The sequence below is a fragment of the Haloarcula sp. H-hyl6 genome (assembly GCF_056934455.1).
Genome location: NZ_JBRIIK010000004.1, coordinates 137,586 through 160,243 on the forward strand (window position 1 = coordinate 137,586; position 22,658 = coordinate 160,243).

Annotated in this window: 19 protein-coding genes; 3 read left to right on the forward strand and 16 right to left on the reverse strand. The window is 57.3% G+C overall.

Going from position 1 to position 22,658, the window contains the following annotated elements; genetic code table 11:
- The first annotated feature begins 269 nt into the window (after positions 1 to 269).
- Together Hhyl6_RS21340 and Hhyl6_RS21345 are read left to right on the forward strand one after the other, a co-directional pair.
- Complete coding sequence (locus tag Hhyl6_RS21340) at positions 270 to 1,667, forward strand: sulfatase family protein (RefSeq protein WP_483741265.1); 1,398 nt, start codon at positions 270 to 272, stop codon at positions 1,665 to 1,667.
- Positions 1,668 to 3,072: 1,405 nt separating this feature from the next.
- On the forward strand, positions 3,073 to 3,279 hold the full coding sequence (locus tag Hhyl6_RS21345; protein WP_483741266.1) for a hypothetical protein: 207 nt from the start codon (positions 3,073 to 3,075) through the stop codon (positions 3,277 to 3,279).
- A gap of 143 nt (positions 3,280 to 3,422) precedes the next feature.
- On the opposite strand, the gene Hhyl6_RS21350 is transcribed toward Hhyl6_RS21345, so the two are convergent.
- The 12 genes from Hhyl6_RS21350 to dgoD are packed head-to-tail and all read right to left on the reverse strand — an operon-like array spanning position 3,423 to position 15,975.
- Positions 3,423 to 4,529, reverse strand: a complete 1,107-nt coding sequence (locus Hhyl6_RS21350) for a mandelate racemase/muconate lactonizing enzyme family protein (protein ID WP_483741267.1) — start codon at positions 4,527 to 4,529, stop codon at positions 3,423 to 3,425.
- Between the two features lie 2 nt (positions 4,530 to 4,531).
- The gene (locus Hhyl6_RS21355; protein WP_483741268.1) at positions 4,532 to 4,705 is read right to left on the reverse strand and encodes a hypothetical protein; all 174 of its coding nucleotides are present in this window, start codon (positions 4,703 to 4,705) and stop codon (positions 4,532 to 4,534) included.
- Positions 4,705 to 5,892, reverse strand: coding sequence for a metal-dependent hydrolase family protein (locus Hhyl6_RS21360; protein ID WP_483741269.1), 1,188 nt, complete (start codon positions 5,890 to 5,892; stop codon positions 4,705 to 4,707). The genes Hhyl6_RS21355 and Hhyl6_RS21360 overlap by 1 nt, the downstream gene beginning before the upstream one ends.
- A complete protein-coding gene (locus tag Hhyl6_RS21365; RefSeq protein WP_483741270.1) occupies positions 5,889 to 6,644 on the reverse strand; it encodes an N-acyl homoserine lactonase family protein in 756 nt (251 codons plus the stop codon). The genes Hhyl6_RS21360 and Hhyl6_RS21365 overlap by 4 nt, the downstream gene beginning before the upstream one ends.
- Positions 6,637 to 7,674 carry a Gfo/Idh/MocA family protein gene (locus Hhyl6_RS21370; RefSeq protein WP_483741271.1) on the reverse strand — a complete coding sequence of 346 codons (1,038 nt, stop codon included), beginning with the start codon at positions 7,672 to 7,674 and terminating at the stop codon, positions 6,637 to 6,639. The genes Hhyl6_RS21365 and Hhyl6_RS21370 overlap by 8 nt, the downstream gene beginning before the upstream one ends.
- Positions 7,671 to 8,774, reverse strand: a complete 1,104-nt coding sequence (locus Hhyl6_RS21375; protein ID WP_483741272.1) for an ABC transporter ATP-binding protein — start codon at positions 8,772 to 8,774, stop codon at positions 7,671 to 7,673. Before Hhyl6_RS21375 ends, Hhyl6_RS21370 begins: the two co-directional genes overlap by 4 nt.
- A gap of 1 nt (position 8,775) precedes the next feature.
- Positions 8,776 to 9,642, reverse strand: coding sequence for a carbohydrate ABC transporter permease (locus tag Hhyl6_RS21380; RefSeq protein ID WP_483741273.1), 867 nt, complete (start codon positions 9,640 to 9,642; stop codon positions 8,776 to 8,778).
- Complete coding sequence (locus Hhyl6_RS21385; RefSeq protein WP_483741274.1) at positions 9,639 to 10,553, reverse strand: carbohydrate ABC transporter permease; 915 nt, start codon at positions 10,551 to 10,553, stop codon at positions 9,639 to 9,641. Before Hhyl6_RS21385 ends, Hhyl6_RS21380 begins: the two co-directional genes overlap by 4 nt.
- A 24-nt stretch (positions 10,554 to 10,577) precedes the next feature.
- The gene (locus Hhyl6_RS21390) at positions 10,578 to 11,960 is read right to left on the reverse strand and encodes an ABC transporter substrate-binding protein (protein WP_483741275.1); all 1,383 of its coding nucleotides are present in this window, start codon (positions 11,958 to 11,960) and stop codon (positions 10,578 to 10,580) included.
- Positions 11,961 to 11,993: 33 nt separating this feature from the next.
- Positions 11,994 to 13,229, reverse strand: coding sequence for a threonine synthase (locus tag Hhyl6_RS21395; RefSeq protein WP_483741276.1), 1,236 nt, complete (start codon positions 13,227 to 13,229; stop codon positions 11,994 to 11,996).
- Positions 13,230 to 13,237: 8 nt separating this feature from the next.
- Positions 13,238 to 14,827 carry an aldehyde dehydrogenase family protein gene (locus tag Hhyl6_RS21400; RefSeq protein ID WP_483741277.1) on the reverse strand — a complete coding sequence of 530 codons (1,590 nt, stop codon included), beginning with the start codon at positions 14,825 to 14,827 and terminating at the stop codon, positions 13,238 to 13,240.
- Positions 14,824 to 15,975 (reverse strand): galactonate dehydratase, encoded by a 1,152-nt coding sequence (gene dgoD / locus Hhyl6_RS21405; protein WP_483741278.1) that lies wholly within the window; start codon positions 15,973 to 15,975, stop codon positions 14,824 to 14,826. The genes Hhyl6_RS21400 and dgoD overlap by 4 nt, the downstream gene beginning before the upstream one ends.
- A 205-nt stretch (positions 15,976 to 16,180) precedes the next feature.
- On the opposite strand from dgoD, the gene Hhyl6_RS21410 reads away from it, so the two are divergent.
- Positions 16,181 to 16,939: an IclR family transcriptional regulator gene (locus Hhyl6_RS21410; RefSeq protein ID WP_483741279.1), complete on the forward strand. Its 759-nt coding sequence runs from the start codon at positions 16,181 to 16,183 to the stop codon at positions 16,937 to 16,939.
- Positions 16,940 to 18,143: 1,204 nt separating this feature from the next.
- Here the strand turns inward: Hhyl6_RS21410 and Hhyl6_RS21415 are convergent.
- From Hhyl6_RS21415 to Hhyl6_RS21430, 4 genes are read right to left on the reverse strand one after another with little or no spacing between them, the layout of a single operon-like run.
- A complete protein-coding gene (locus tag Hhyl6_RS21415) occupies positions 18,144 to 18,893 on the reverse strand; it encodes an ABC transporter permease (protein WP_483741280.1) in 750 nt (249 codons plus the stop codon).
- Positions 18,894 to 18,936: 43 nt separating this feature from the next.
- Entirely contained in the window at positions 18,937 to 19,845 is a 909-nt protein-coding gene (locus Hhyl6_RS21420; RefSeq protein ID WP_483741281.1) for an ABC transporter permease, read from the reverse strand.
- 3 nt (positions 19,846 to 19,848) lie between these two features.
- Positions 19,849 to 21,060, reverse strand: coding sequence for an ABC transporter substrate-binding protein (locus Hhyl6_RS21425; protein WP_483741282.1), 1,212 nt, complete (start codon positions 21,058 to 21,060; stop codon positions 19,849 to 19,851).
- Between the two features lie 58 nt (positions 21,061 to 21,118).
- Entirely contained in the window at positions 21,119 to 22,648 is a 1,530-nt protein-coding gene (locus tag Hhyl6_RS21430; RefSeq protein ID WP_483741283.1) for an amidase, read from the reverse strand.
- Between the last annotated feature and the right edge of the window lie 10 nt (positions 22,649 to 22,658).

The following is a 22,658-nucleotide window of genomic DNA, read 5'->3' on the forward strand; positions in this document are numbered from 1 at the left end:
ATGTGACGCTAATAACGTGGAGAGTCGCGGGGTCTCGACGAAGCTCCGCAGCCCACTCTGGCCGCCAGACGGACAACTGGAGGGGATAACGCGGTTGTGAATCTGTCTCAAACCCACACGATCAAGCGATGTTCCATGTCCACGCACTCCTCTTGAATACCACGTCTACTGTTGTCACTTCACTCGCACCACGTTTACCCACGCACGTATGCGCGATGTAATGCTACCCACCTGTACCTTTAACACGACTGGTTCTCCATTATTCGCTGATGCTCACACTCTACATCGATATCGATTCGCTTCGTGCCGACCACGTGGGTGTATACGGGTATGATGCTGAGACGACACCGAACATCGATTCGCTCGCACAAGACGCGGTAGCGTTCGACAGGGCATACGTCGCTAACTCGCCATGTCTGCCTTCGCGGGCGGCACTCCTTACGGGACGCTATGGCCTCCGAAACGGAATCGAGACGCATGGCCCTCAGTCCCAACAGCTCACCCATCCTGCCAACGAGGTCGAGTGGGCTGGGACTTGGAGCGACCACGTCCCGGGCCGGGAGTGGTGGAGTCTCCCACGTATGTTCTACGAGGAGCGGGTCCCGACGATCGCGATCTCGTCGTTCCCCCGGCACCCGGCCCCGTGGTTCCACGACACCTGGCACGAGGTCCATCAGATACAGGAGCCCGTCGGGGACCGAGAGTCTTTCCAGACCCCACGAGCTGAGACCGTCGTTGACACAGCGATCGATGCGCTGTCGGCCCAGGACGACGACCTGTTCATGTATGTTCAACTGTGGGATCCACACGGTCCGTATCGCCGGTCCGACGACGAGGTGACGGAGTTCGAGGACGGATCAGCACCGCCTTACCCGACGGCCGAACAGATCGACGAACACCGGGAGTGGGACGCGTGGCGCTCCGCGACGCATATGGACATCGAAGACCGTGCGGACCTCCAGCAGATGATCGCGAACTACGACGCTGAAATACACTACGCCGATCGACATCTTGGCCGACTCTTTGAGTATCTCAAGCAGAGAGGGCTGTACGATGAGACGCTCATCGTCGTCACCGCCGACCACGGTGAAGAATTTGGTGAACACGGCTTGTATCGAGAACATTGGAGTACTTACGATGGGACACAGCGCGTTCCCCTGCTTGTCAAGCCGCCGGCCGACGCCACTGTCGATACCGGCCACCGATCACAGCTCGTGACGAACGTCGATATGGCACCCACGTTAGCTGAATTCGCGGGGTTCGAGGCACCGGCACGGTGGCAAGGACGCTCACTGTGGCCTGTAATCGAGTCCGCCGATGCGGACTGGCGAGATGCGATATTCGTGGATCATGGTCTGTATACCGCCCAGCGGGCGATTCGGACGGACCGATGGAAACTCATCAAGACATATCATACCGGGATGTGGGACGGTGCCATCTCAGAGTTGCAACTTCACGATATGGAAGCAGATCCATGGGAACAAACGAACCTAGCAGACGAGAATCCCGAGGTCGTCTCCAAGCTCGAGTCCCGCTTGGCGACTCTTGTTGAGGACCGGCAGGACTCACACCAAGACGCCCTCAGAGAAGTCGCTGTTCGGGGACCAGCCGGGTATCGGGCGTTTCGAGAGGACTTCGAGGGTGTGTCCGCGTCTGAGGAAGACTGACGATCTGAAGCTGCTTGAGGGGATTGCTTCGGCAACCCGTGTGAGCTCTTCTCAATGTTCGAAATGAACAAACATGATGGACTCTGGGTCGTCACATCGTTGACCTGGCAGCCTAAACCCAGCGGGGATACTTGATGTGACGGGATCGCCGATTGGGTGCCGGCCGATCGTACTGTCCGTAGCGGTGCTAAAATCGCCGAATTCATCGCTCACTATCGGAATAAATAGTTTTGTCACTACTCCCGAAACAAATCACTTGGCTGTTACTATGTTAGTTTTCTGCGTTGCGCTCAACCAACCACCCGTCACAACGATAGCATCACCCAGCCAAGAGAATCACGAACCGGCGGTCGCCGAACCCCGACGACAACTGGATCAGCAGAGTAGTTAGGCCAACCACCAAGGAAGACCGCTAGTGGTTCTTGTACACGATATAGCGACGAGAGGGGTAGCAAGAGAAAGCGGCAACGCGATGGTCTGATTAAAATTCTCTCAATGCTACCACCAGAACCAAGCTTAATCGTAATCGTTCCAGTAGATGAGTTCACTGATGCAAGTCGAATAAAGCAATTAGAGTGTATAGTAACAAGAGTACACTAGTTATTATCCGATGCAAGTATTATTGAGATTCTTATGTTTGGTGGACCATTGCCCCTTCAGGTCGGCAGAATTAGAGATAGTCAGCCTTAGCGACCGAAATGGCATGGAGATGCTGATTTGGGTAACGCAGACACGGCGCCATATCCTATCGTAATTCAAAACTCTGGATACAGATACAAGTCAAAAAATTCTATATTGGAGAGTACTATTTCCAAATTAAGCATAGATACTACCTTTTGTATTAATTCAATACCAAGGACAAAAAATTGAATAAGATATAAAAATAAAAGTTATAATATGGAATTTGATAATGGATGGTATAGAGAATACCCAAAGAAACGAACTTGAATCTGAATCCGAGGAACCCTGTCCGAACCGCCTTGTACACACCTCGACGAGCCACCAAATCAAGCCTCAATTGGAGAGTGTCACCTAACTCAAGCAAGAACGGAGTGGACTGGAAAACGAACTCAAATCGTTGATCGAGACGCCGATGGGCGATCACCAGCACCCCGACACCGAGATCGAACGGCTCCGCGAGAACAGCTAAACGCTGAATTCACGGATATCTGACCTTCAAAGCCTCATTGAGTATAACGAAGAGCGATTGGAGGATGCAGACTACAAAATGCTTGAGACGCTCGAGACAGCTGATCAGCCAGAGTCAGCCGGATCACCGACCGATGAACTGATTGCTAACGGCGATAACGAAGTCACCTGTTGGACGTGTGGATTGACAGTCGAGTATAACCAAACCGAGAACACCATTGAACGTTTCTAAGAACGTCGCCTAAACCTAGTGTAGGTGCTGGACGAAGTCAAGTCCGAACTCAAGGGCTTGAAAGCCACCCAGCGCGAAGCCAAACAACAACAGAACCGGCGAGAAGGGATCGAGCGCAAGCTCGCGGACATCGACGACGAACTAGAGAGTCGCGACACACAACTCGACTCGCTCAGATCTCAGCGTGAAGAGTTGATTACCGACGTCGAAACGCTCGAACAACTTGACTAAGGCAGTTCACGGTACTGTCTCCAGTCCTAACGAGTGCGGTCGTTCTTAGAGCAGGAATAGACCGGTTGTTTCGGACTGATACGGTCACACGGGCAGAACGTCGGCGGCTCCCCGAGTGAGAAGGGCCTGCAATAAGGAGGTGGTCACTCGACCACGATGCGGTCAGTCCGTCGGTCGGCTAGTGCGCCGCGGTCTATCTCGACACCGAGGCCTGGCCCATCGATAGAGATCTCGGGACAGTCGGTCTGGAGATCACCAATGCCATCGGTGGTCATGAACGGGCCGACCATCTCGTTCCAAACGACGTTGTCAAGTGCTGCAACAAAGTGGACGCCCGCGGCGGTACCAACGTGTCCCTCGACCATTGAACCGAGCTGGGTTCGGCGATGGTCGGCCTCGGCGACGGCGTTGAGTCGAACGGCCTCAGAGATGCCGCCCGCCTTCATCAGCTTGACGTTAAAGACATCGCCAGCCCCGTGCTTGATGAGGGTCATCGCGTCGGCGGCGGATTCGACGGACTCGTCCGGCATGACAGGAACGGACGTCCGCTCCCGGAGGAGTCGGAGGTCATCAACGTTTTCCGGGGCAACGGGCTGTTCAACTACGTCGAGGTGGTCATCCACTTCGTTGAGCACCGAGAGGGCCGTCTTCGCATCTCGCCAGGCCTGGTTGACGTCGACCTTGAGCGAGACATCGTGGGGTACTGCCTCGGTGACGTGCTGAATGCGCTTGATGTCGGTCGATGGGTCGTCGCCAACCTTGAGTTTCAGCTGCGTGTATCCGTCGTCGACTGCCTGCTCGGCGGCGTCGGCCATCGCCTCCGGTGGCTTCATACTCAGAACAGCGGGGGCTTCGACGCTGGCAGTCTCACCGCTCCCGCCGAGTAGCTTGAATAGGGGCAGGTCGGCGACCTTCCCACGGATGTCTTGCATCGCGAGCTCGATGGCCGTGTGGGCAGCGGGCGCGCCGTCGACGAACGTCCGCATTTCGTCTGTGACTCGGTCCAGCGCAAGGGGGTCCTCGCCGAGGACGTATGGGGCGAGGACATCCTCGAGGACTGCGACCGTCGACCCCTGAGTCTCGCCGGTCACCTCATGGGCTGGTGCAGCCTCACCGTAGCCAGTAATACTGGCGCTGGTCTCGATTTCCACGAGCACGCGACCAAGGTCATAGATAGGGCGCATCGAGGTGACAAACGGCTCTTCCAGCGGCAGATCGTACCTGTGAATGGTGATTTTGGTGATCTCCATGGTTACGGTGCTGGGTACCCTACACGGAGCCAGAGGAGTTCTAGGACGACGAGGACATTGACGCTAACGAAGATAACGTCCCCAGTCCGCAGGTCGAACCGTTCACTTGCCAAGCGCCTGATGACGGGCAACAACAGCAGCCAGACGGCGACTGCGACGAGGTCATACAGCGCCATCAGACCAGTTCACCTCTCTGTGCGACGAGCGTTCCGTTTTTGAATACCATATCTGGTTGTTGCGTGTGCGTAATATCCGCTACCGGATCCCCGGGGAGAACGACCAGGTCCGCGATGGCACCTGGTTCAATCCGGCCAACATTGTCGCCGAGGCCGAGTACGTCGGCGGCGACGCTGGTCCCGGCACGGATCGCATCTGCCGGGTCGAATCCGTGGTCGACGAACTGTTCGAACTCGCGCGCACCGGTCCCATGCGGGTTGCGCGGCGTCCCCGCGTCTGTCCCGATGACGAGTGGGACGTCGCGATCTTGTGCAGCGCGGAAGGTCTCGAGCTGGGACTCGAGAGCGTCGGTCGCTTTCTCGGTAACGTACTCGCGGACACCATCCGTGACGGCGGCGTCGGTGGTCTGGACCACGGTCGAGATGATGGTTGAGACGTAACCCACGTTGGTAGTCTCCATGACGTCGAGCGAGCCGCCGGTCGCGTAGGTGCAGTGCTCGACGGTGTCAACGCCCGCCTCAACAGCGGCCTCGATGCCGCCCGCGCCGTGTGCGTGGGCTGCGACGGGTCGCCCGGCACGGTGGGCTTCCTCAACGACGGTTTCGAGTTCCTCGTCGGTCATCGCCTGGGCGCCGGGCTCGCTGCCCTCCGTAATGACGCCACCGGTTGCGATGACCTTGAGGAGATCGACGCCGTCGCGAACGTTGGCGCGAGCGGCATGCCGGAACTCCCTCGGGCCATCGCACTCCCATGGGTCCAGAAAAGACCCATGTCCGCCGGTGATGCCGAGCGGGCGGCCGGCTGCGAGGATGCGCGGGCCCACGAGCTCAGTCGACTCGATGGCGTCTCGGACGCCGACGTCGATATTTGCTCGGCTGCCGCAGTCCCGGACAGTCGTGAACCCGGCACAGAGCTGTTTCTGAGCATTCTCAACCGCGATTGCTGTCTGCTCGGGAACGCTCAACTCGGCGTGTTCATAGGGGTCCACGCGCCCGTCCAACGAGAGGTGGACGTGACAGTCGAGGAAGCCGGGTGTCACCCACCGCCCCTCAAGGTCGATAACCTCCTCGTCGGGAGCCGGCTCGACGGCGAACGCATCGATGCGGCCATCCTCGATTCGGATCGTCGTCTCCTCGCGGATGGGGTCGGTCGTCGCTGTGAATACATTCGCGTTCGCGAGGATCATTGGTCAGTCACCCACTCGTTTGCCGGTCCGTCGGGGTCGTGGGACGGGATGACCACGTCTGCCTCATTCGTGACGCGCTTGGCGGAGTGCCACCACGCCTCGTCGTCGGTCGTCCCGGGCGGGTGGAACCCATCGCCATCCATCCCCTCCAAGTTCTCGTAGAGAGGGAAGACGTCGATGGCGAGACCGTAGGCCTGGTTGCCTGCGTCGACAATGAACGACGTGTGTCCGGGCGAGTGCCCTGGCGTATGGATTGCCCGGAGACCAGGCGCGATGGTTTCGTCGCCGTCGATATACTCGAAGTCAACATCGGTCCAGGACGGGTCGTACCCGGCACTCGGTGAGCGGAACGCCGCGGCATGGATTGGGAGCGGGTTTGCGGCATACCGTGCCGCCTCCCGTTGTACCAGTATCTCCGCGCCCGCGTCCGCGAATAGGTCGATGTTTCCCGCATGGTCCCAGTGGAGGTGAGAGAGTACGAGCGTGTCGACTTCCTCAGGTGGGACGGCTTCCGCTTCCAACAGGTCGCGCAGCGAGCAGTCGGCATCGAGGTCGAATAGCGGTTGCTGAGCCTCGATCTGTTCGGGGTCCCCGTAACCGGTATCGATCACCACGTTCCGCTCGCCGTCGGTAAGGTAGTAGACGGTACTGGGATGCCAGAACCGCGTACCCATGTCCGTATACTGGAGATTGATGGAACGGTCACCGCGGATCTGGCCCCGCACCAGCGCCTTGATCCGCCAGTCACTCATCTCGACTCTCCTCCGGTCCGTCGTCCTTCGTGGGATCCCAAACTGGTTCGGGCGATCCGGTCTCCAGCGAGCGACGCATCGCTCGGGCGATGGCTTCAGCTTCTAACGCGTCGTCTACGGTCGCCGCCGGGCTGACGTCCCCACGGATGACGCCACCGAAATGGTCCATCTCGGCAGCGATGGCACCACTGATGCGGTCGTTGACCGTGGGGAAGAGCGCTGTATCCGGCGTCTCGTGAGTGTCGGTCGTGACCGTGACGTCGTCGCCTGGTGCGTCGAGGCGGGCCATCCCCTCGGTACCCTTGAGGTGGAAATTGGCTTGGTTGCCAGCAGGTGCGGCCGACGGCAGAATGCTTCCCGTTTCGATGCACCCGACGGTGCCGTCCGTGAACCGGAGCGTAGAGAAGACGACGTCCGTGACATCGGTGTCAGCGAAGACATCCTGTGCGCCCTCGGCGTAGACCCGTTCGACGGGCGTCCCTTTCAGCCAGCGCATGAAGTCCATGTCGTGGATGGTCTGGTAGAGAAGGGGATGTGACCGTTGCATCCGCCTGGCCTCCTCAATGACGACGCTTCGTTCCGCCCGCATCGAGACAATACGGCCAAATTCGGCGTCGTCGGCGCGCCGCTTCAGTTCACCGTACCGGGGGTCGAACCGGAGCGTGAATCCGAGTAGGACGTCTACGTCCGCCCTGCGACAGACGGCGGCGAGCTCTTCCGCTTCGGCTTCATCGTCCGAGATCGGCTTCTCGAGGAGGATGTCATAGCCCCACTCGGTAGCGTCGCGGACAGGCGCCCCGTGGGCGGATTCGGGCGTTGCCACCACGACGCCATCCAGCGTCTGCTGGTAGAGGTCAGCGTGGTCCCCATAGGCGTCCGTGTCGAAACGGGCCGCGACATCGGCTGCCCGCGATTCATTGAGGTCTGCGACGCCGCCGAGCGCGAGTAGCGGATGCTCGCGGACAGCACGGGCGTGTAGCTCGCCCATCCGACCGGCACCGACCACGCCGACACGTCTCGTTCCGCTCATTGCTCGGCTGTCACCTCCGGCGTAGTGAGCGCGTCGTCCTCGATGCGCTCGACGATGTTGCCTTCCTCGTCGAAGAAGTGGACCCGCTCGGTAAACCCGACGGACACTTCGTCACCACGTTCGATGCGCTCGGAGGCAGGTGCCTGAGCGGTGAATTTCGTCCCATCAGTGTCAAGGTGAAGGATAATGGCGTCACCGACCTTCTCAGTAGCTTCGACGACCGCGTCGATACCGTCCTTGACGCCGACCGCGATGTTCTCTGGTCGGACGCCGACCGTGACCCGCGACGGGAGCGACGATGCGACGTCACCAGGGATCGCAAGTTCGAACATGTCTTCATCGGCGACGACGCGGTCGCCCTTGGCTGTAGCGTCGAAGAACGTCATTCCGGGTTCCCCCAGGAACTCGCCAACCCACATACTAACTGGTTCGTTGTATACGTCCAGCGGCGGGCCGACCTGCTCGACTTGGCCGTCGCGCAGTAGCGCAATCTGGTCGCCCATCGTCATCGCCTCGATCTGGTCGTGAGTGACGTAGACCGTCGTCGCACCCAGATCCGATTGGAGCTCGGAGAGTTCGACTCGCATGTGGCGGCGGAGCTTCGCGTCGAGGTCCGACAGCGGCTCGTCCATCAGGAACGCCTTCGGGTCGCGAATCATCGCACGACCCAACGCGATGCGCTGTTGCTGACCGCCGGACAACTGACTCGGGTCATCATCGAGCTTATCCTCGATACCGAGCGTCTTGGCAACCCGGTGAACTTGCTGGTCGATCTCGTCTTCGGACATTTCCCGTGCCCGGAGCGGGAACGCGAGGTTGTCGAAGACGTCTAAGTGTGGATAGACCGCGTTGTCCTGGAACACCATTGCGAGATCTCGCTCGCGAGGTCGTTGATCACTGACGTCCTCGCCGTCGATTTGGACGGTACCGCTGGTTTGCTCCTCCAGTCCGGCAATCATGCGGAGTGTGGTTGTCTTTCCGCAGCCGCTGGGGCCGAGGAGGCAGAAGAACTGCCCATGCGGTATCTCGAGGTCGATATCATTGACGGCGACGAGGTCGCCGTACTCTTTTCGAATGTCGCTGAGTGAGATTGCTGCCATGTTATTTCACCTGACCGAACGTCAAACCGCGTGCGAGTTTTTTCCGGACCGCTATCGCGAAGACCACCGGCGGGATGACCGCGACGGTGGCGGCTGCGAACATCTGACTCCACAGCGGTCGGTACGATCCCTGGAATGCGAGTAGCTGGACAGTGTAGGGTTTTGCGCTCATATTCGTCAGCAGGAACGCATAGAAGAACTCGTTCCACGAGAAGATGAACACGAAGATGGCCGTCGCGAAGATGCCCGGCTTCGCCATTGGTAGGGCCACCTTCAGGAACGCTGAGATTCGGGAGTAGCCGTCCATCTGGGCGGCTTCCTCCAGCTTCGAGGGGATTTCATCGAAAAACCCCTTCATCATCCAGATGGCGAAGGCGAGGTTCATCAGAATGTAGATGATCACCATCGCTGTCACGGTGTCCAGTAGGTTCAGCCGCGAGAAGATGACGTACAGCGGCAGGCCGAAGGCGATCGGCGGCCCCATCCGCGTCGTCAGTGCGAAGAACTGTAGGTCCTCGCCAGCACTGAAGTCGAACCGCGAGAGGGCATAGCCCGCCGCGACGCCGAGTGCCAGCGTCGTGACGACGGTTAGCCCGACGATGACGACGCTGTTCAGCAGGAATGCCGGGTACGAACTCTCGAGGAAGACCACCTGGTAATTGTTTAGGGTCCACCCCGAGACGAGCGACGGCGGCATGTTGAAGACGTCGTTGGGTTGCTTGAAGCTCATCATAACCATCCACAGCGGAGGCACGAGAGTGAGGATGGCATAGCCAATGAGGCCGGCATAGATGAACGGCACCGTCGTCTCTTCGATATCGAGCACGTCTACGATTCGCTGTACTGGATTTGATGATTTCGTACTCATGCCGTATCCTCCTCTAGGAGTCCGGTTCCCTGGACGAACAGCCACGCTGCGACGACGATGACGAACAGCATCAGTAGGGAGACTGCAGTCGCGTAGCCAATATTGAACTGGCTGAACCCGAGGCGGTAAGCGTAGAGGCTGAGAACCTCTGAAGCCCGTCCTGGGCCGCCGTTGGTCATGATGAACACCTTGGTGAACGCGCGAAAGGCGTCCATCCCGCGGATAAGCAGGGCGATGCTGATGACCGGCTTTAACAGTGGGAGCGTCACCCATTTGAAACGCTGCCACCTCGTCGCCCCATCCATCATGGCTGCCTCGAATGGCTCCTCTGGAAGTGCCTCAAGACCGGCGAAGATGATGAGCGTCATCAGCGGTGTCCACTGCCAGACGTCCGTGAGGACGATGGAGTTCAGCGCCCACGTCGTGTTTCCGAGGAACGCGATGCTGTCGAACCCGAGGCTGGTCAGAATGTAGTTGACCAGGCCGATTTCGGGGTCCAGCAGGAACTTCCACATATATGCCACCGCGGCCGAGGTGATAGCCATCGGAATGATGAAGATCGAGAGCAGCGTGTCCTGTCCACGGGTAATCTTCGAAAGACCGATAGCCAGCCCTAGCCCCAACAGCAATTCAATGGAGACACTGGCGACGGTAAAGTAGATGCTCCTACCGAGTGCCCCGATGAACCGAGGATCGTGGACCATCTGCTGATAGTTCTCCATCCCGACGAAGACACCTTGGACGCCGGTCAGGTTCCACTTGGTTGTGCTTATGAACAATGCGAACAGCGTCGGCAGGACGACGACGGCGACCAGGAACAGGATACCCGGCGCTAGCAGCAGGTATGCGAGGCGGTCGTTGAGCGCCTCTGAGTCCCTGATACTCCGTCGGTTACCTGATTCGACGCTCATGGTATTTCGCCTCCGATGGTCGTCTCACTCATAGTGCCCAGCGTCTTTCAGGGTCTGCTCGATGGCGTTGTTGGCCTTGGAGAGCCCCTCTTCGGTACTCTGGTTGCCAGCGACGACCTTGCTCATTTCCTGCATGAACGCGTTGCCGATGTCGACGAACTGTGGGACCATCGGGTAGTAGCTCGGGTCCAACTGCTTGAAGCTCTTTTTGAGGACATTCGTGTAGTTCGTCAATCCTCTCTCGGCGGCGAGCGATTTGTACTTCTCGCTACCCAGAACTTTGTTGTTCGGGATGTCGAACCGGTTCTGGGTTTTCATTTCATGGAAGACAACCTCCTCTGACTGGCGCCACTGGAGGAACTGCCAGGCCGGCCCCTTCTGTTTCGCCGAGAGCCATTTCGGGATGGTGAGTGCTTCGCCGTAGAACCACTGAGCAGTATTGTCGGCAGGCCCGGTAATGAGCGTCTCGGAGATTTTGTCCCCGATCTTGTCGCTGCCATGGAAGATACCGCCGAAGCCAGAGGTGTCGAACACCATTGCGGCCTTTCCTTCGTTCATCAGCGACGGAATGTCCGTCCAATGGAAGCTGGCACTCTTCGGTCCATACTCGCGGGTGAGCTTCACGAGGTCGCGAGCGGCTTCCTTCCACTCGGGGGAGGTCAGCTGCGGCCGCTTGTTCTCGTCCAAGGTCTCGGCGCCGTAGGCATAGGCCCAACCGGCCCAGGTCCCGAAGCTGGAGAACTCGGGTGCAGTCCGGCCCAACATCGGGATGATGTCTTTGTCGGACTCGTGAATGGCCTTGGCGGCCTGAACGACGTCCTTGACTGTCTTTGGTTCGTCGAGACCGAGGTCCTCGAAGACGTCAGTGCGGTAGTAATGCATCCCCGTGATGAGCGTGTGCGGAATGCCGTAGGTGGTTCCGTCCTTTGAGAAGGCGTTGCGGACGTTCTCTGGGATGGCTTTGTAATCGAAGTTGAGCCACTCAGCCTGGTGATCTTCGATGTAGCTGTCGAGGGGCTGCATCCAGCTGTTTTTGCTGTACTCGGGGAAGTACCAGTTCTGGACTGGGGCCAGGTTGTATGCTTGAGACGTGTTGTTCGCCGCAAGGATGAACTTCTGTCGCGTGTTTGCCTCGCTGTACTGTTCGAGAGTTACATCGACCCCGGTTGCTTTCTCGAAATTAGACTGGTAGTCCTTGATGACGGCCGCCTCGTAGCCTTCCTTGAGAAGGCCGTTAATTTTCGTGCCATCGTAGGCTTCTTTCTCGGTTTTGATGCTCTGTGAGGCGCCGCTGCCACTCCCGGCACAGCCGGCGAGTAGCGATGCACCGGTCGCGCCGGCTGCAGTCAGGAGAGTTCGGCGGTCGATACGCTGTTCACTGTCGGATAGGTTGTTGTTGTCTATCATTGTGGTTTACTGGCTGATTGTAGTGTCTGATCGTTACTTAGCTTGCGTTGCACCGGAAGGAGTAGTTACTCGATGACGGAGCTGGTCGACGTCGACGCTCACGCGCTCTTCCTCTCGGGCGAACTTGGATATCTTCTTCAATTCGTTCATACCGTGGCCGGTAACGGCGCCGACGACCGTTTCGCCTTGTCCGATGACGGACTTTTCGCGAAGTTTGCGGAGCGCAGCTAATGTCGTCGCCGAGGCGGTCTCGGCGAGAATACCCTCTGTTTTGGCGAGATCCCGTGCGGCGCGCGTCAGGTCGTCATCGCCACAGGCGACTGCGCGACCACCGGACTTGCGGATGATGTCCAGCGTGTAGGTTCCGTCCTTTGCATAGCCGCGAAGGGGATCCTCGATACTCGTTGCGACGGTGTTGAGTTCACCATCCCATTCGCCAACGACGTCGTCTCCGTTTCCGGCCGCTCGGGCGATAGGTGCACAGCCGCTGGCTTGCAACCCTGCCATCGCGGGCAGATCGTCGACGAGTCCGAGAGCCTCCAGCTCTTGGAAGCCCCGGTAAGTCTGGGTGAGCAGTGGACCGGCACTGATGGGGACGAGTACCCAATCTGGGGCCTCACCCAATTGTTCGTACAGTTCGTAGGCCATCGACCGGTTCCCAGTGTTGGACAGCGGGACTTGGTGAGTGGTTGTCCCGTTGTACCAGCCGAAGGCTTCGGCGGCCTCGCGGGCCAGCGTATACGTATCACTGATGTCGCCATCGACTGGGATCGTCGTCGGGTGGTACGACTTTACCTTCGGTAGGCCGGCTTGAGAACCCCGCGGGACAAGGACAACGGGCTCGATGTCTGCCCGGTTCGCATAGGCAGAGAATGACGCGCCGGCATTCCCGTGGGAAGAGATAACGGCTGTCTCCAGGTCCAGCTCACTCACCTGAGAGATGCCGACTGCTGTCGTACGGTCTTTGAACGAACAGGTTGGGTTGACGCCTTCCTGCTTGAGGTAGAAGTCGACTCCGAGGTCATCGGCCTCAACAACGGCGTCGGCCGGGGACAGCGGCGTCCCGCCCTCGCCCAGAGTAACCGATAGCTCCACCGGGAGGAGCGACTCATACTTCGCCATCGACGAGACGCAACCGTCGAACAGCGATGTGTCGACATGGTCATGGTCGGTGTGAACATTGAGGATACCCGAACAGTCGGGGCACTCGTACCGGAGGCCCTCACCGAATTCGCTACCGCAGTCGATACAGACGTATGTATATCCCATCGTCTCTCTTACAGTGGTGAGTCTGCGTTCCCAATGTCAACTGTGACCGTCTTCAGCTGAGACATCGCGTCGATCGTATAGCGACCACCCTCGCGTCCGGTTCCGCTCTTGGTCCCGGTATAACCGCCGAGCGGCGTGTGAATCTCCCAGTAGACGCTGCCGTCGTTGACGACAGTGGTGCCGGTTTCAAGCCGTTCGGTGAAGTAGTGCATCAACTCGATGTTGCTCGTAAATACCGCGGAGTTGAGCCCGTAGTCACTATCGTTGGCCAGCTTGAGAGCTTCGTCGTAGTCGCTGAACGTGATGACCGGTGCAAGCGGACCGAATGACTCCTCACTGTTAACTGCCATGTTGGGATCGACATCGGTGAGGACTGTTGGGGCGTAGAAGAGGTCTGACTCAGCATCGCTCGCGCGACCGCCACCGGTCACGGCGTGAGCGCCCTGGTCGAGTGCCTCTTCGACGTGGCGGTCCAATTTCTCGGCGACTTGGGCATTGTTCAGCGGGCCCATGTCGACGTCCTCGTCGGTTGGGTTGCCCTGCTGGATGGTCTCAGCATGGTCGACCAGCTTCTCGACGAACTCATCGTGGACATCCTCATGAACGATGATACGCTCGGTCGCGGTACACGTCTGACCGGCGTTGAGGAAGCAGCCGAGTGCCGCTCCTTCGACGGCGGCGTCGATGTCTGCGTCGTCGAGGACGATGACTGGACCGTTCCCGCCAAGTTCCAGTAGAGTCGGTTTGGTACCGGCGCGTTCGGCGATAGTCTCGCCCGTCTCCGGACTCCCGGTGAATGCGATGGCATCTGTGCCGTCGTTGACGACGAGTTCGTCACCGACCACAGGACCCTCGCCAGTCACGAGGTTGATGGCGCCATCTGGGAGGTCCGTACCGTCGAGTACTTCCAGCAGCTTCGTCGCGACTGCCGACGTTGTGGGTGCCGGAACCCATACGAGTGCGTTCCCGGCGGCTAGGCCGTACGCGAGGTACTCGCAGGGAATTCCGAGCGGGAAGTTCCACGGCGTTATCGCGCCGTAGACGCCGTGCGGTTTGCGGATGGTGTGGATGCGCTTGTTCGGGTCCTCTGAGGCGATGACATCCGTATCCGCACGCTTGATGTCCTCGGCTGCGTCGCGGAACTTCCGGACACACTGGTCGACTTCGAGGATGGCCTCAGTCGCCAAAGGCTTGCCCTGGTCGCGGGCCATCCATTCGGCGAGCCACTCGCGCCGATCCTCAATAGCGTCGGCGATCTCGTGGCAGAGTTCGGCCCGCTCGAAGGCCGTCATGAACTCGAGTTCCTCCTGTACCTCGTTCGCTGCTTCGATAGCGCGCTGAGAGTCAGCTCGCGTTCCGGATGGAAGCGTCCCGAGCTGTTCACCAGTCGAAGGGTCAATGGTCTCGTATCTCTCACCCCCCTCGCTATCGCACCATGCTCCGTCGATGTACATCTGGAACTGTTCGCTACTCCTGTCTGTCGCTGTCTCTTCACTATCAGCTTTCATAGCGTTCCTATGTATGGCTAAGCCACACCCCACCCATTTTTCATTATGGTATAAAAAGATAATGGTGATTGTCTGGAGTGTTGTCCTCACCACTCCGCGACACTGCCGTCGGGATGGTGCCACAACGGGGTGTCCCATCGTATGTCTTGCTGGGCTTTCTGTCGCACCACATCTTCATCGATCTCGATGCCGAGGCCTTGATTGTCCAGTGGGGAGACATATCCATCCTCAAAGTCGAAGACATCGGAATTTTCAAGGTAGCCGTAAGCGCCCGCTCCATCTCCGACCTGGATGTTGAATGCGTGGTCCTGAACCAAGAAATTGGGAGTTGTCACGTCGATCTGCAACGATGCGGCGAGCGCGACTGGACCAAGCGGACAATTGGGTGCGATGGCGACATCGTAGGTCTCAGCCATTGAGGCGATGCGAGCGACTTCGGTGATCCCACCAGCATGAGAGACGGAGGACTGGATCACGTCGACCACGCCGTCCTCGAATACTGGTCGACAATCCCACCGTGAATAGAGTCGTTCGCCGGTGGCGATGGGAGTCGTGGTATGTTGGGCGATTTCAGGGAGTAAGTGGTTGTGTTCAGGTGATGTCGGTTCTTCGACGAACATCAGATCGAATTGGTCCAGTTCAGCACAGAGACGTCGTGCCATTGGCGTGTCGATGCGGCCCCGAAAGTCTACACCGATGTCGATATCCTCGCCGACGGTTTCTCGGACATGACGAACTCTATCGAGAACCTTCTCGACAGCTTTCGGTGTGTCGATATAATTCATTCGCTGGGTTGCGTCCATTTTGAGAGCCGTGTACCCCGCATCGACGAGGTGTTCAGCCTCGGCAGCGATATCCTCTGGATCGTCACCGCCAACCCACTGATAGACACGAATGCGATCGCGGGCACGTCCACTGAGAAGGTCGTAAATCGGTGCATCATAGTGTTTACCCTTGATATCCCAGAGCGCTTGGTCAATACCTGCGATAGCCGACATGAGGATCGGGCCGCCGCGGTAGAAGCCACCACGGTACATTGCTTGCCACAGAGATTCGATCCGGAGAGGATCCGATTCGAGAATGTAACTTTCCATTAGCTCATCGACTGCGGTTCGAACCGTCTTGACACGGCCCTCAACAATCGGCTCACCCCATCCGACCGTACCATCCTTGGTAACGACCCGGAGGAAGAGCCATCGCGGTGGTACCTCAAACAGCTCATAGTCGGTAACTTCCATATTTTATATGGAAATCACGGCTCCTTAACCTCGGCGTTCATAGCTCGTGAACATTGGTGCAATCACTATCGTAATCTTCGGTGGGGTAGGTCCGTTTCGATGGTTCTCTCGTTGAGATCGGTATTATCCGAAGTCAAAGTGCAGAGCGACATCGAATCTGTTCACAAGTCGTGAATTTTAAAACCGCTGGTAACGTAGCGAATCTATGTCTCCAAAAAAACCCATACAGGCAACGGCCAACTCTTTTGCTGTGTTGGAGGCACTCCTTGACTCAGAGAGTGCAGGTGTGACACAGCTATCACAGGACCTTGATATGCCCAAGAGTACAGTCCACAAGCACCTTAGCACGTTGACTAAACTTGGATACGTCGAGCAAGCTGGAACGTCATATATTCCTACCCATCGACTCGTCAGTATCGGAGAACGAGCAAAGTATCAGCGACCCCTGTTCGATGTCTCGAAGAAACCGGTCAACCGACTGGTCGAATCCACTGAAGAACACGCTGGTGTCTTTGTTGCCGATGGGACTGTAGGTGTGGAACTCTACTCTGCTCGTGGGCAACGCGCATTGCTGGACAACACTGACTACGAGATGTTTCCCGATCTCCATTGTCATGCTGCTGGAAAGGCCATCCTCTCCCGGACTTCTGATGAGATGATTATGTCCGTTATCGATGACGGACTCCCTGCGTACACTGATGAGACCATTGTTGAACCCGATGAGCTTGAAGCAGAGCTGAACAGAATTGAGGAACGTGGCGTTGCATTTGACCGAAGCGAACAGTACACCGACGTTCATAGTATTGCCATGCCCATAGACATAGAAGATATTTCTGCCGCAGTGTACGTTCTCGCTCCGAGTGACCGGATGCGTGGCAAGCGCTTTGAAGAGAATATTCCTGGATTGGTGTCTAGTACTGTGCGGAAAATCGAGTCTCGGTATTCTTCTGTTCAAGACACGTGAACGCACTTCCCTGTCTATCAGCAGTACACCAGATACAATCGTGTGGTTGGGCGATCATACAGAATTCTACCACCGATAGATGGGAGTAACGTAGCTATTGGATGTATGCAGAGTGGGTACCGACCTAGATATTGGCTATGAGCAGCCACTAGTCCGCCTCTGAGCATAGTTGACTTCTATAATCCTTCCTTGGTGACTAGAATAGCCAATCTGTGTGCGTTCATGCTGTGTGAACAAGTGAGATATGAGTCCGTGTAGAAATATATGACAAAGGTACACTTGTTATAACAGGCGTGTTTTTCAATTTGTCTGTGTATCACGAAAACCGAAATCGGAAACGGAATTAGTAGAAAATATATGCAAATGAGGGATGCATATAAATAAAACAAATTGTTGCCACTTCAAAGGGGCCATGAATGCCTCATATAGAAATATATGGCAAAATAAAATATCGAATATGGTATATTGAGTGATGCAAACCTTCATAGTATGATTATTGGGACAAAATTGGCGATATTCAATCAACCTGCACGAATATAACCTTCCCTACTGCTAGATCGAATCACAAACCGAGGATATGCAGAAATACGCTGACGTCGCCACGGTTGATAGGCCGAAAGTAGAGACTTACATCACACCCGTTGTGATGCTACTCTTTGCCGTCGTGTCTGTTCGGGTACCAACCAGGTTCAAATACGTAGCGGTAATCAAGCAATGCCTCAGCAGTGTCGTTGTCCATCATCAGTATCTCTCGTCCTGATGGAATCGATCTGTCGGGACTTCTCGACGACGTTCTATCAGAAGGTCACAAAGGTTGTTCCACACCAGCATCAGGTTTTGACGAGTGGATAATGACCCGAGTTCTGTAAGTAACGCGTTATCGCCGTCAGCTTGGGTATGAAGAAACCATACAGTCGGTACGTTTACACTCAAATTTCATGATATCTTGTTTGACGGTAGCCGGCTTGAGAGTTGATCACCCGATTCTGAGCGGCTTCCTGCCATGCTTCAGTCGAGTAGGGATCACACTCCCAGTCAACCACCCCTCCATCCACGATCGTCACAACAGAGATGGCGTCGGCGTGCCGTCCCTACTCGGGTAGGGTCGATGTCTCCAGCACGGTCGCCCCAACTTCTTGCCATCGTGCCCGAAGCAGACGGTCGCGAAATCTTTCGCAACAGAGTCGGTAAAATGGTTAGATTATTAGAGCTGTCGAGCGAGTCGGTTCAGTCCGATCGAAAACGCGGACAAGAGGAGTGCAACGACGACGAGCGTGATGAGGAGTGTCGAGATTACGTTGACGATCGGATCCAGCATCTGGCTGATGGCAGTCCACGCAAGGACTGGGATAGTCCGAGTCTCTTGGCCTGAGAGGAATAGGGCCATAATGAATTCCTGAAGGCTGATGATGAACGCGATGAGCGCAGAGGCGAAGAGGCCTTGTTTGATCTGCGGGAAGATAACCTCGAACTTGGTTCGGAGCGGTGAGGCGCCGAGGTCGAGTGCCGCATCCTGCAGTCCCCAGTTCACCTGCGTCATCACCGACTGAATGATGAGGAACGAGATCGGCGTCGCCCAGAGTGCATGGGCTACGATGATGCTTCCATAGGTCTGATGGAGGTTGTAACTCCCAAAGAACGAAAGCAACGCCACTCCGAGTACGACTGGCGGCAGGAAAAGCGGCATCAGCGTCAGCGGAACCAGCCGCGAGATCCACACCGAGTCGCTCTCTCGAACCCCGAAGGCGGCCAGAAGCGACAGCGTTGTCGAGAGAAGAATCGTTCCTGTCCCGACGATGACGCTGTTTTTGACCGCGGTGAGCCACGCTTGGCTCTGAACGAACTCGGCGTACCACTGCAGACTGAACCCCTGCGGCGGGAACTGGAATGAGGCAGACCCAGCGAAGGAGGTGGTGATCAATACGACTAGTGGAGCGACGAGGAGCAGGAACATAGTCCCGTACCCGAGTCGGAATGCCGCCGTCTGAACCGTTCGTCTACGCACCATAGGCATCACCCAGATTGTCGTCTGAGACGAAGAAGAGGAGGCTCACGGACGCGAGCACGACTAGGAGGACCACAAACGAGAGTGCCGTCGCCAGCGGCCAATTGAACCGAGTGACCATCAGGCGGTACACTTCCATCGCTGCAGTGTCCTGTCCGGTCGACCCGAGGAGGAACGGTGCGGCATAGGCTCCGAAAGACCAAGCGAAACTGATCACGGCGCCGACGAGAATCCCTGAGGTAATTTGCGGGAGAACGATCTCTCGGAACGAGACGAGTTCGGTTGCGCCGAGGTCACGAGCAGCTTCAACCTTGGTCCAGTCCAAGATTGAGAGGACGCTGTAGATCGACAAGACGGTGTAGGGGAAGATTGTGTACACCTGTCCGACTGTCGCGCCGAAGAGATTCGTCACGAGCAAGACGGGCTGGCGCAACACCTCTATCGCGACCAGCAACTGATTGAGTGGGCCGTTCGGTGAGAGTATAATCAGGATAGAGAAGAGCCGAACTACAAGCGTCGTGAGCAGTGTCACTACGACGATAAACAGGAGCGCATTCTTTAGCATACCGTCTGCCCGCCAGATGGCGTACGCGAAGAAGACACTCAGGACTGTCGCGATGGCGGTGACTAGAATCGCGAACTTGAACGAGAAGAACAAGATTTCTTGGAAGTGACTCGAGAAGAGTACTTCCTGGTAGTTGGCCAGCGTGAACGTCCCAGCGGCATAGGCCCCCGATGTGGTCTGCTCAAGGAGCGAGACGCGAACGAGCATAACCAGCGGAACGACGAAGAACACGAGCTCGAACAACACCAGTGGCGCGACGAGCAGCTCTGGACGGTATACCCGCTCGCGAAGCACATCCAGCACGGAGAGGGCACTCGTTTGTTCGGTAGCTCCCATACGTTATCCCTTGATCTCTTGGAACTTGCTCGAGAACATTGATGAGTAATCGCTTAGTTTGGTGAAGTCGGCGATACTCACTTGTGCCCACTCTGAGTTACTGCCAGGGTACTGACCTCTCGTCTGTTCTGGGTACGTCGCTTCTTTGTTGGTCGTGAAGACGTAGCCGGTCTTGGCCCATTCTGACTGAACCGCTGGATCGATCATATGGTTGAGGAAGTCATGGGCCATCTGTGTTTTCTCGGAACCTCGGACTGGACAGTAGTGGTCAAGATAGCCTGCGGTCTGGTTGGGGGTCACGAATCCGAGCTGTTCCTGCTGTGACGCGGCGGCATTGCCCATCCCGGAGTACCACATCGAGAAATTGATAATCCCCTGCTTGAGGCTAGTTTCGATCTCGGCGAACGATCCGGTCCAGAGCTCTACGTTCTGTCCGAACTCCCGGAGTCTATCGAGAACCGCTTGGTGGGACTGCTCGTCATAGAGTTCCTGAATTCCGGTTTTATTATCAAGCGAGACTGCCGCCACCTCCATCGGGTAGATGTACCAGGCACCTTCGAACCCGATCCGATTGGTCCCCTGCTTATCAGAGAGCAGGTCGGTCCACGTGGTGGGCTCCCACCCAACATTGGTGTTGTAGACGATTCCCTCCAGCGATCCGTCCGTCGGGACTCCGTATTTAGTTCCTCGAAGGTCCTTCAGGTACGAATATACGTTATCCAGATTCGGAATTTTCGAGGTATCGATCTCTTGGAAGAGATTCTCGTTACGGCCTTGCCAGTAGAAGAACCCTTCCGCGGCGGCGATGTCATACGGAGGGTTATCCGCTGGCGCGCTCTGAATTTCGGTTAAGATGCTCCCGCCGGCGGGGGACACCTCAACGTTCGCTCCAGTCCGTTCCTCGAACATCCGCGCGACAGACTTCTCGAATGCCTCCGCATAGATGCCCGCCCACGTCGCGACAGTGAGGGTATTTCCGGAGTAATCGGGGTATTCACCGCTCGTGGTTGTTCCATCGCTGGATTCTTGGGACCCCTCGGTCGTTTTGTCGTTTCCGTTCTCCTCTTGGCCTCCCTGTGATGGTCCCCCTCCGACACAGCCGGCCAACGCTGTCGCAGAAAGTCCAGCCGTAGCGGCGAGAACCTTTCTGCGATTGACGCGGTTACTCGAACCGTCCGTACGCTCCGACTCAGTATCCGTGCTACTATTCCGCATAGTCCGTCCATCGTGGCTATGGTTGAAATAATTTGGGGTATTCATCACATACAATAGGTTACAATTGGGGGGCCTCGGTAGCCGTTTCCAGCAACGTGGCTGCGGTCCTCAATAGCGTTTGTTCGTCATAGTGATCTGCGATGAGTAAGACACCGACGGGAATGCCGTCGATGGATCCGTATGGAATGGAGATCGAGGGGTGTTTCGTCAGCGACGACGTCGCGGTATTCCGACAGAGCGTGATCGTCCGGCGGGTACGCTCTGTTTCCGGAATATCGTCCTCGAGTTCGAAGGGAAGGACCGGCATCGTCGGTAATGCTATGACATCGACTGTCGAGAGCAGTTCGTCGAATTCGCGTTTGAGTCGGAAGCGGAGGTTCTGAGCCCGACCGTACGTTACGCCGCCGTGCCGATCGGCCAGATGCTGCATCGCTATCAGTGTCGCTTTCCCCTCTTCAGAGAGCCCGTTTGAGCAGGTGCTGCGGTGCTCAGCGAACGCGGCCATCAGGTCCGTGTCGTACCACCCATCGTGATGCACGGCCTGGCCTCCGTTCGTGAAGACCTGGAGGGCGCCATACGCCCAAATGGTGAACCCGATCGAGACGGCGTCGTGATGGAGGGGGACCGAGACGGCCGTCGTCTCGGCGCCGAGGCGCTCGTAGGTATCGACCGCGTCTCGAACTGCCTCAACGACTCGATCGTCCGTGCCGGCTCCATCGAACCCCTCCTTCAGGACACCGATCTCCAGATCTTCAACGTCATCATCGAGTGCGGCGGTGTAATCGCTCGTCTGCACAGCAGGTCCTTGTCTTGGATCGAGGCCGTCGACTCCGGCAATTACGTCTAACACTTCAGCGACCTCTCGGACGGTCCGAGCCATCGGCCCAACGCTGTCAATCGTCGGATCCATTGGAAAGATCCCAGTGTACGGAACGAGTCCCGTTGTTGGATCGAGACCGACGATCCCACAGCAGGCTGCCGGTACACGGATCGAGGCGCCCTGATCACACCCGAGTGCGACATCGACGTCCTTGCCCGCGACGGCGGCGGCGCTTCCGCTCGAAGAACCACCGGCGATACGCGTCGGAGCTACAGGATTGGTGACGACTCCGAAATCAGAAGTGTCACTCGATGCGGAGAACGCGAAGTTCTCCATATTGCATTTGCCCGTTATCCGTGCGCCGGCCGCGAGCAACCGACTCACGACGGTCGCATCTATTTCAGGCACGTATCCGTCAAGCAGGCTCGATCCACATGTCATCTCGACGCCAGCGAGCGCGATGCTGTCTTTTAGTCCGACTGAAGTCCCGTCGAGAGGGCCGCTGACATCGGCCGCGACGTCGCACCGTCTAATCCACGCGTTGTGCGGATTTTCGGACTTCTCTGGTTGGTAGCTTGACCGGTCCGTCCCAAACCGCCGTTGCGTCGGCGGAAGTGACGGAGATTCTAGTTCGTGAACTTGCTCTAGCTCGTCGAGTGACTCCTTGACCACAGTTTGATAGTATTCGATATCGGCGGTCGAAATGTCGAGAGCCAGTTGATTCGCTATATCGCGAAGGTCATCTGCAGGTGGGTGTTCGAATGTCATAGCAGGGACG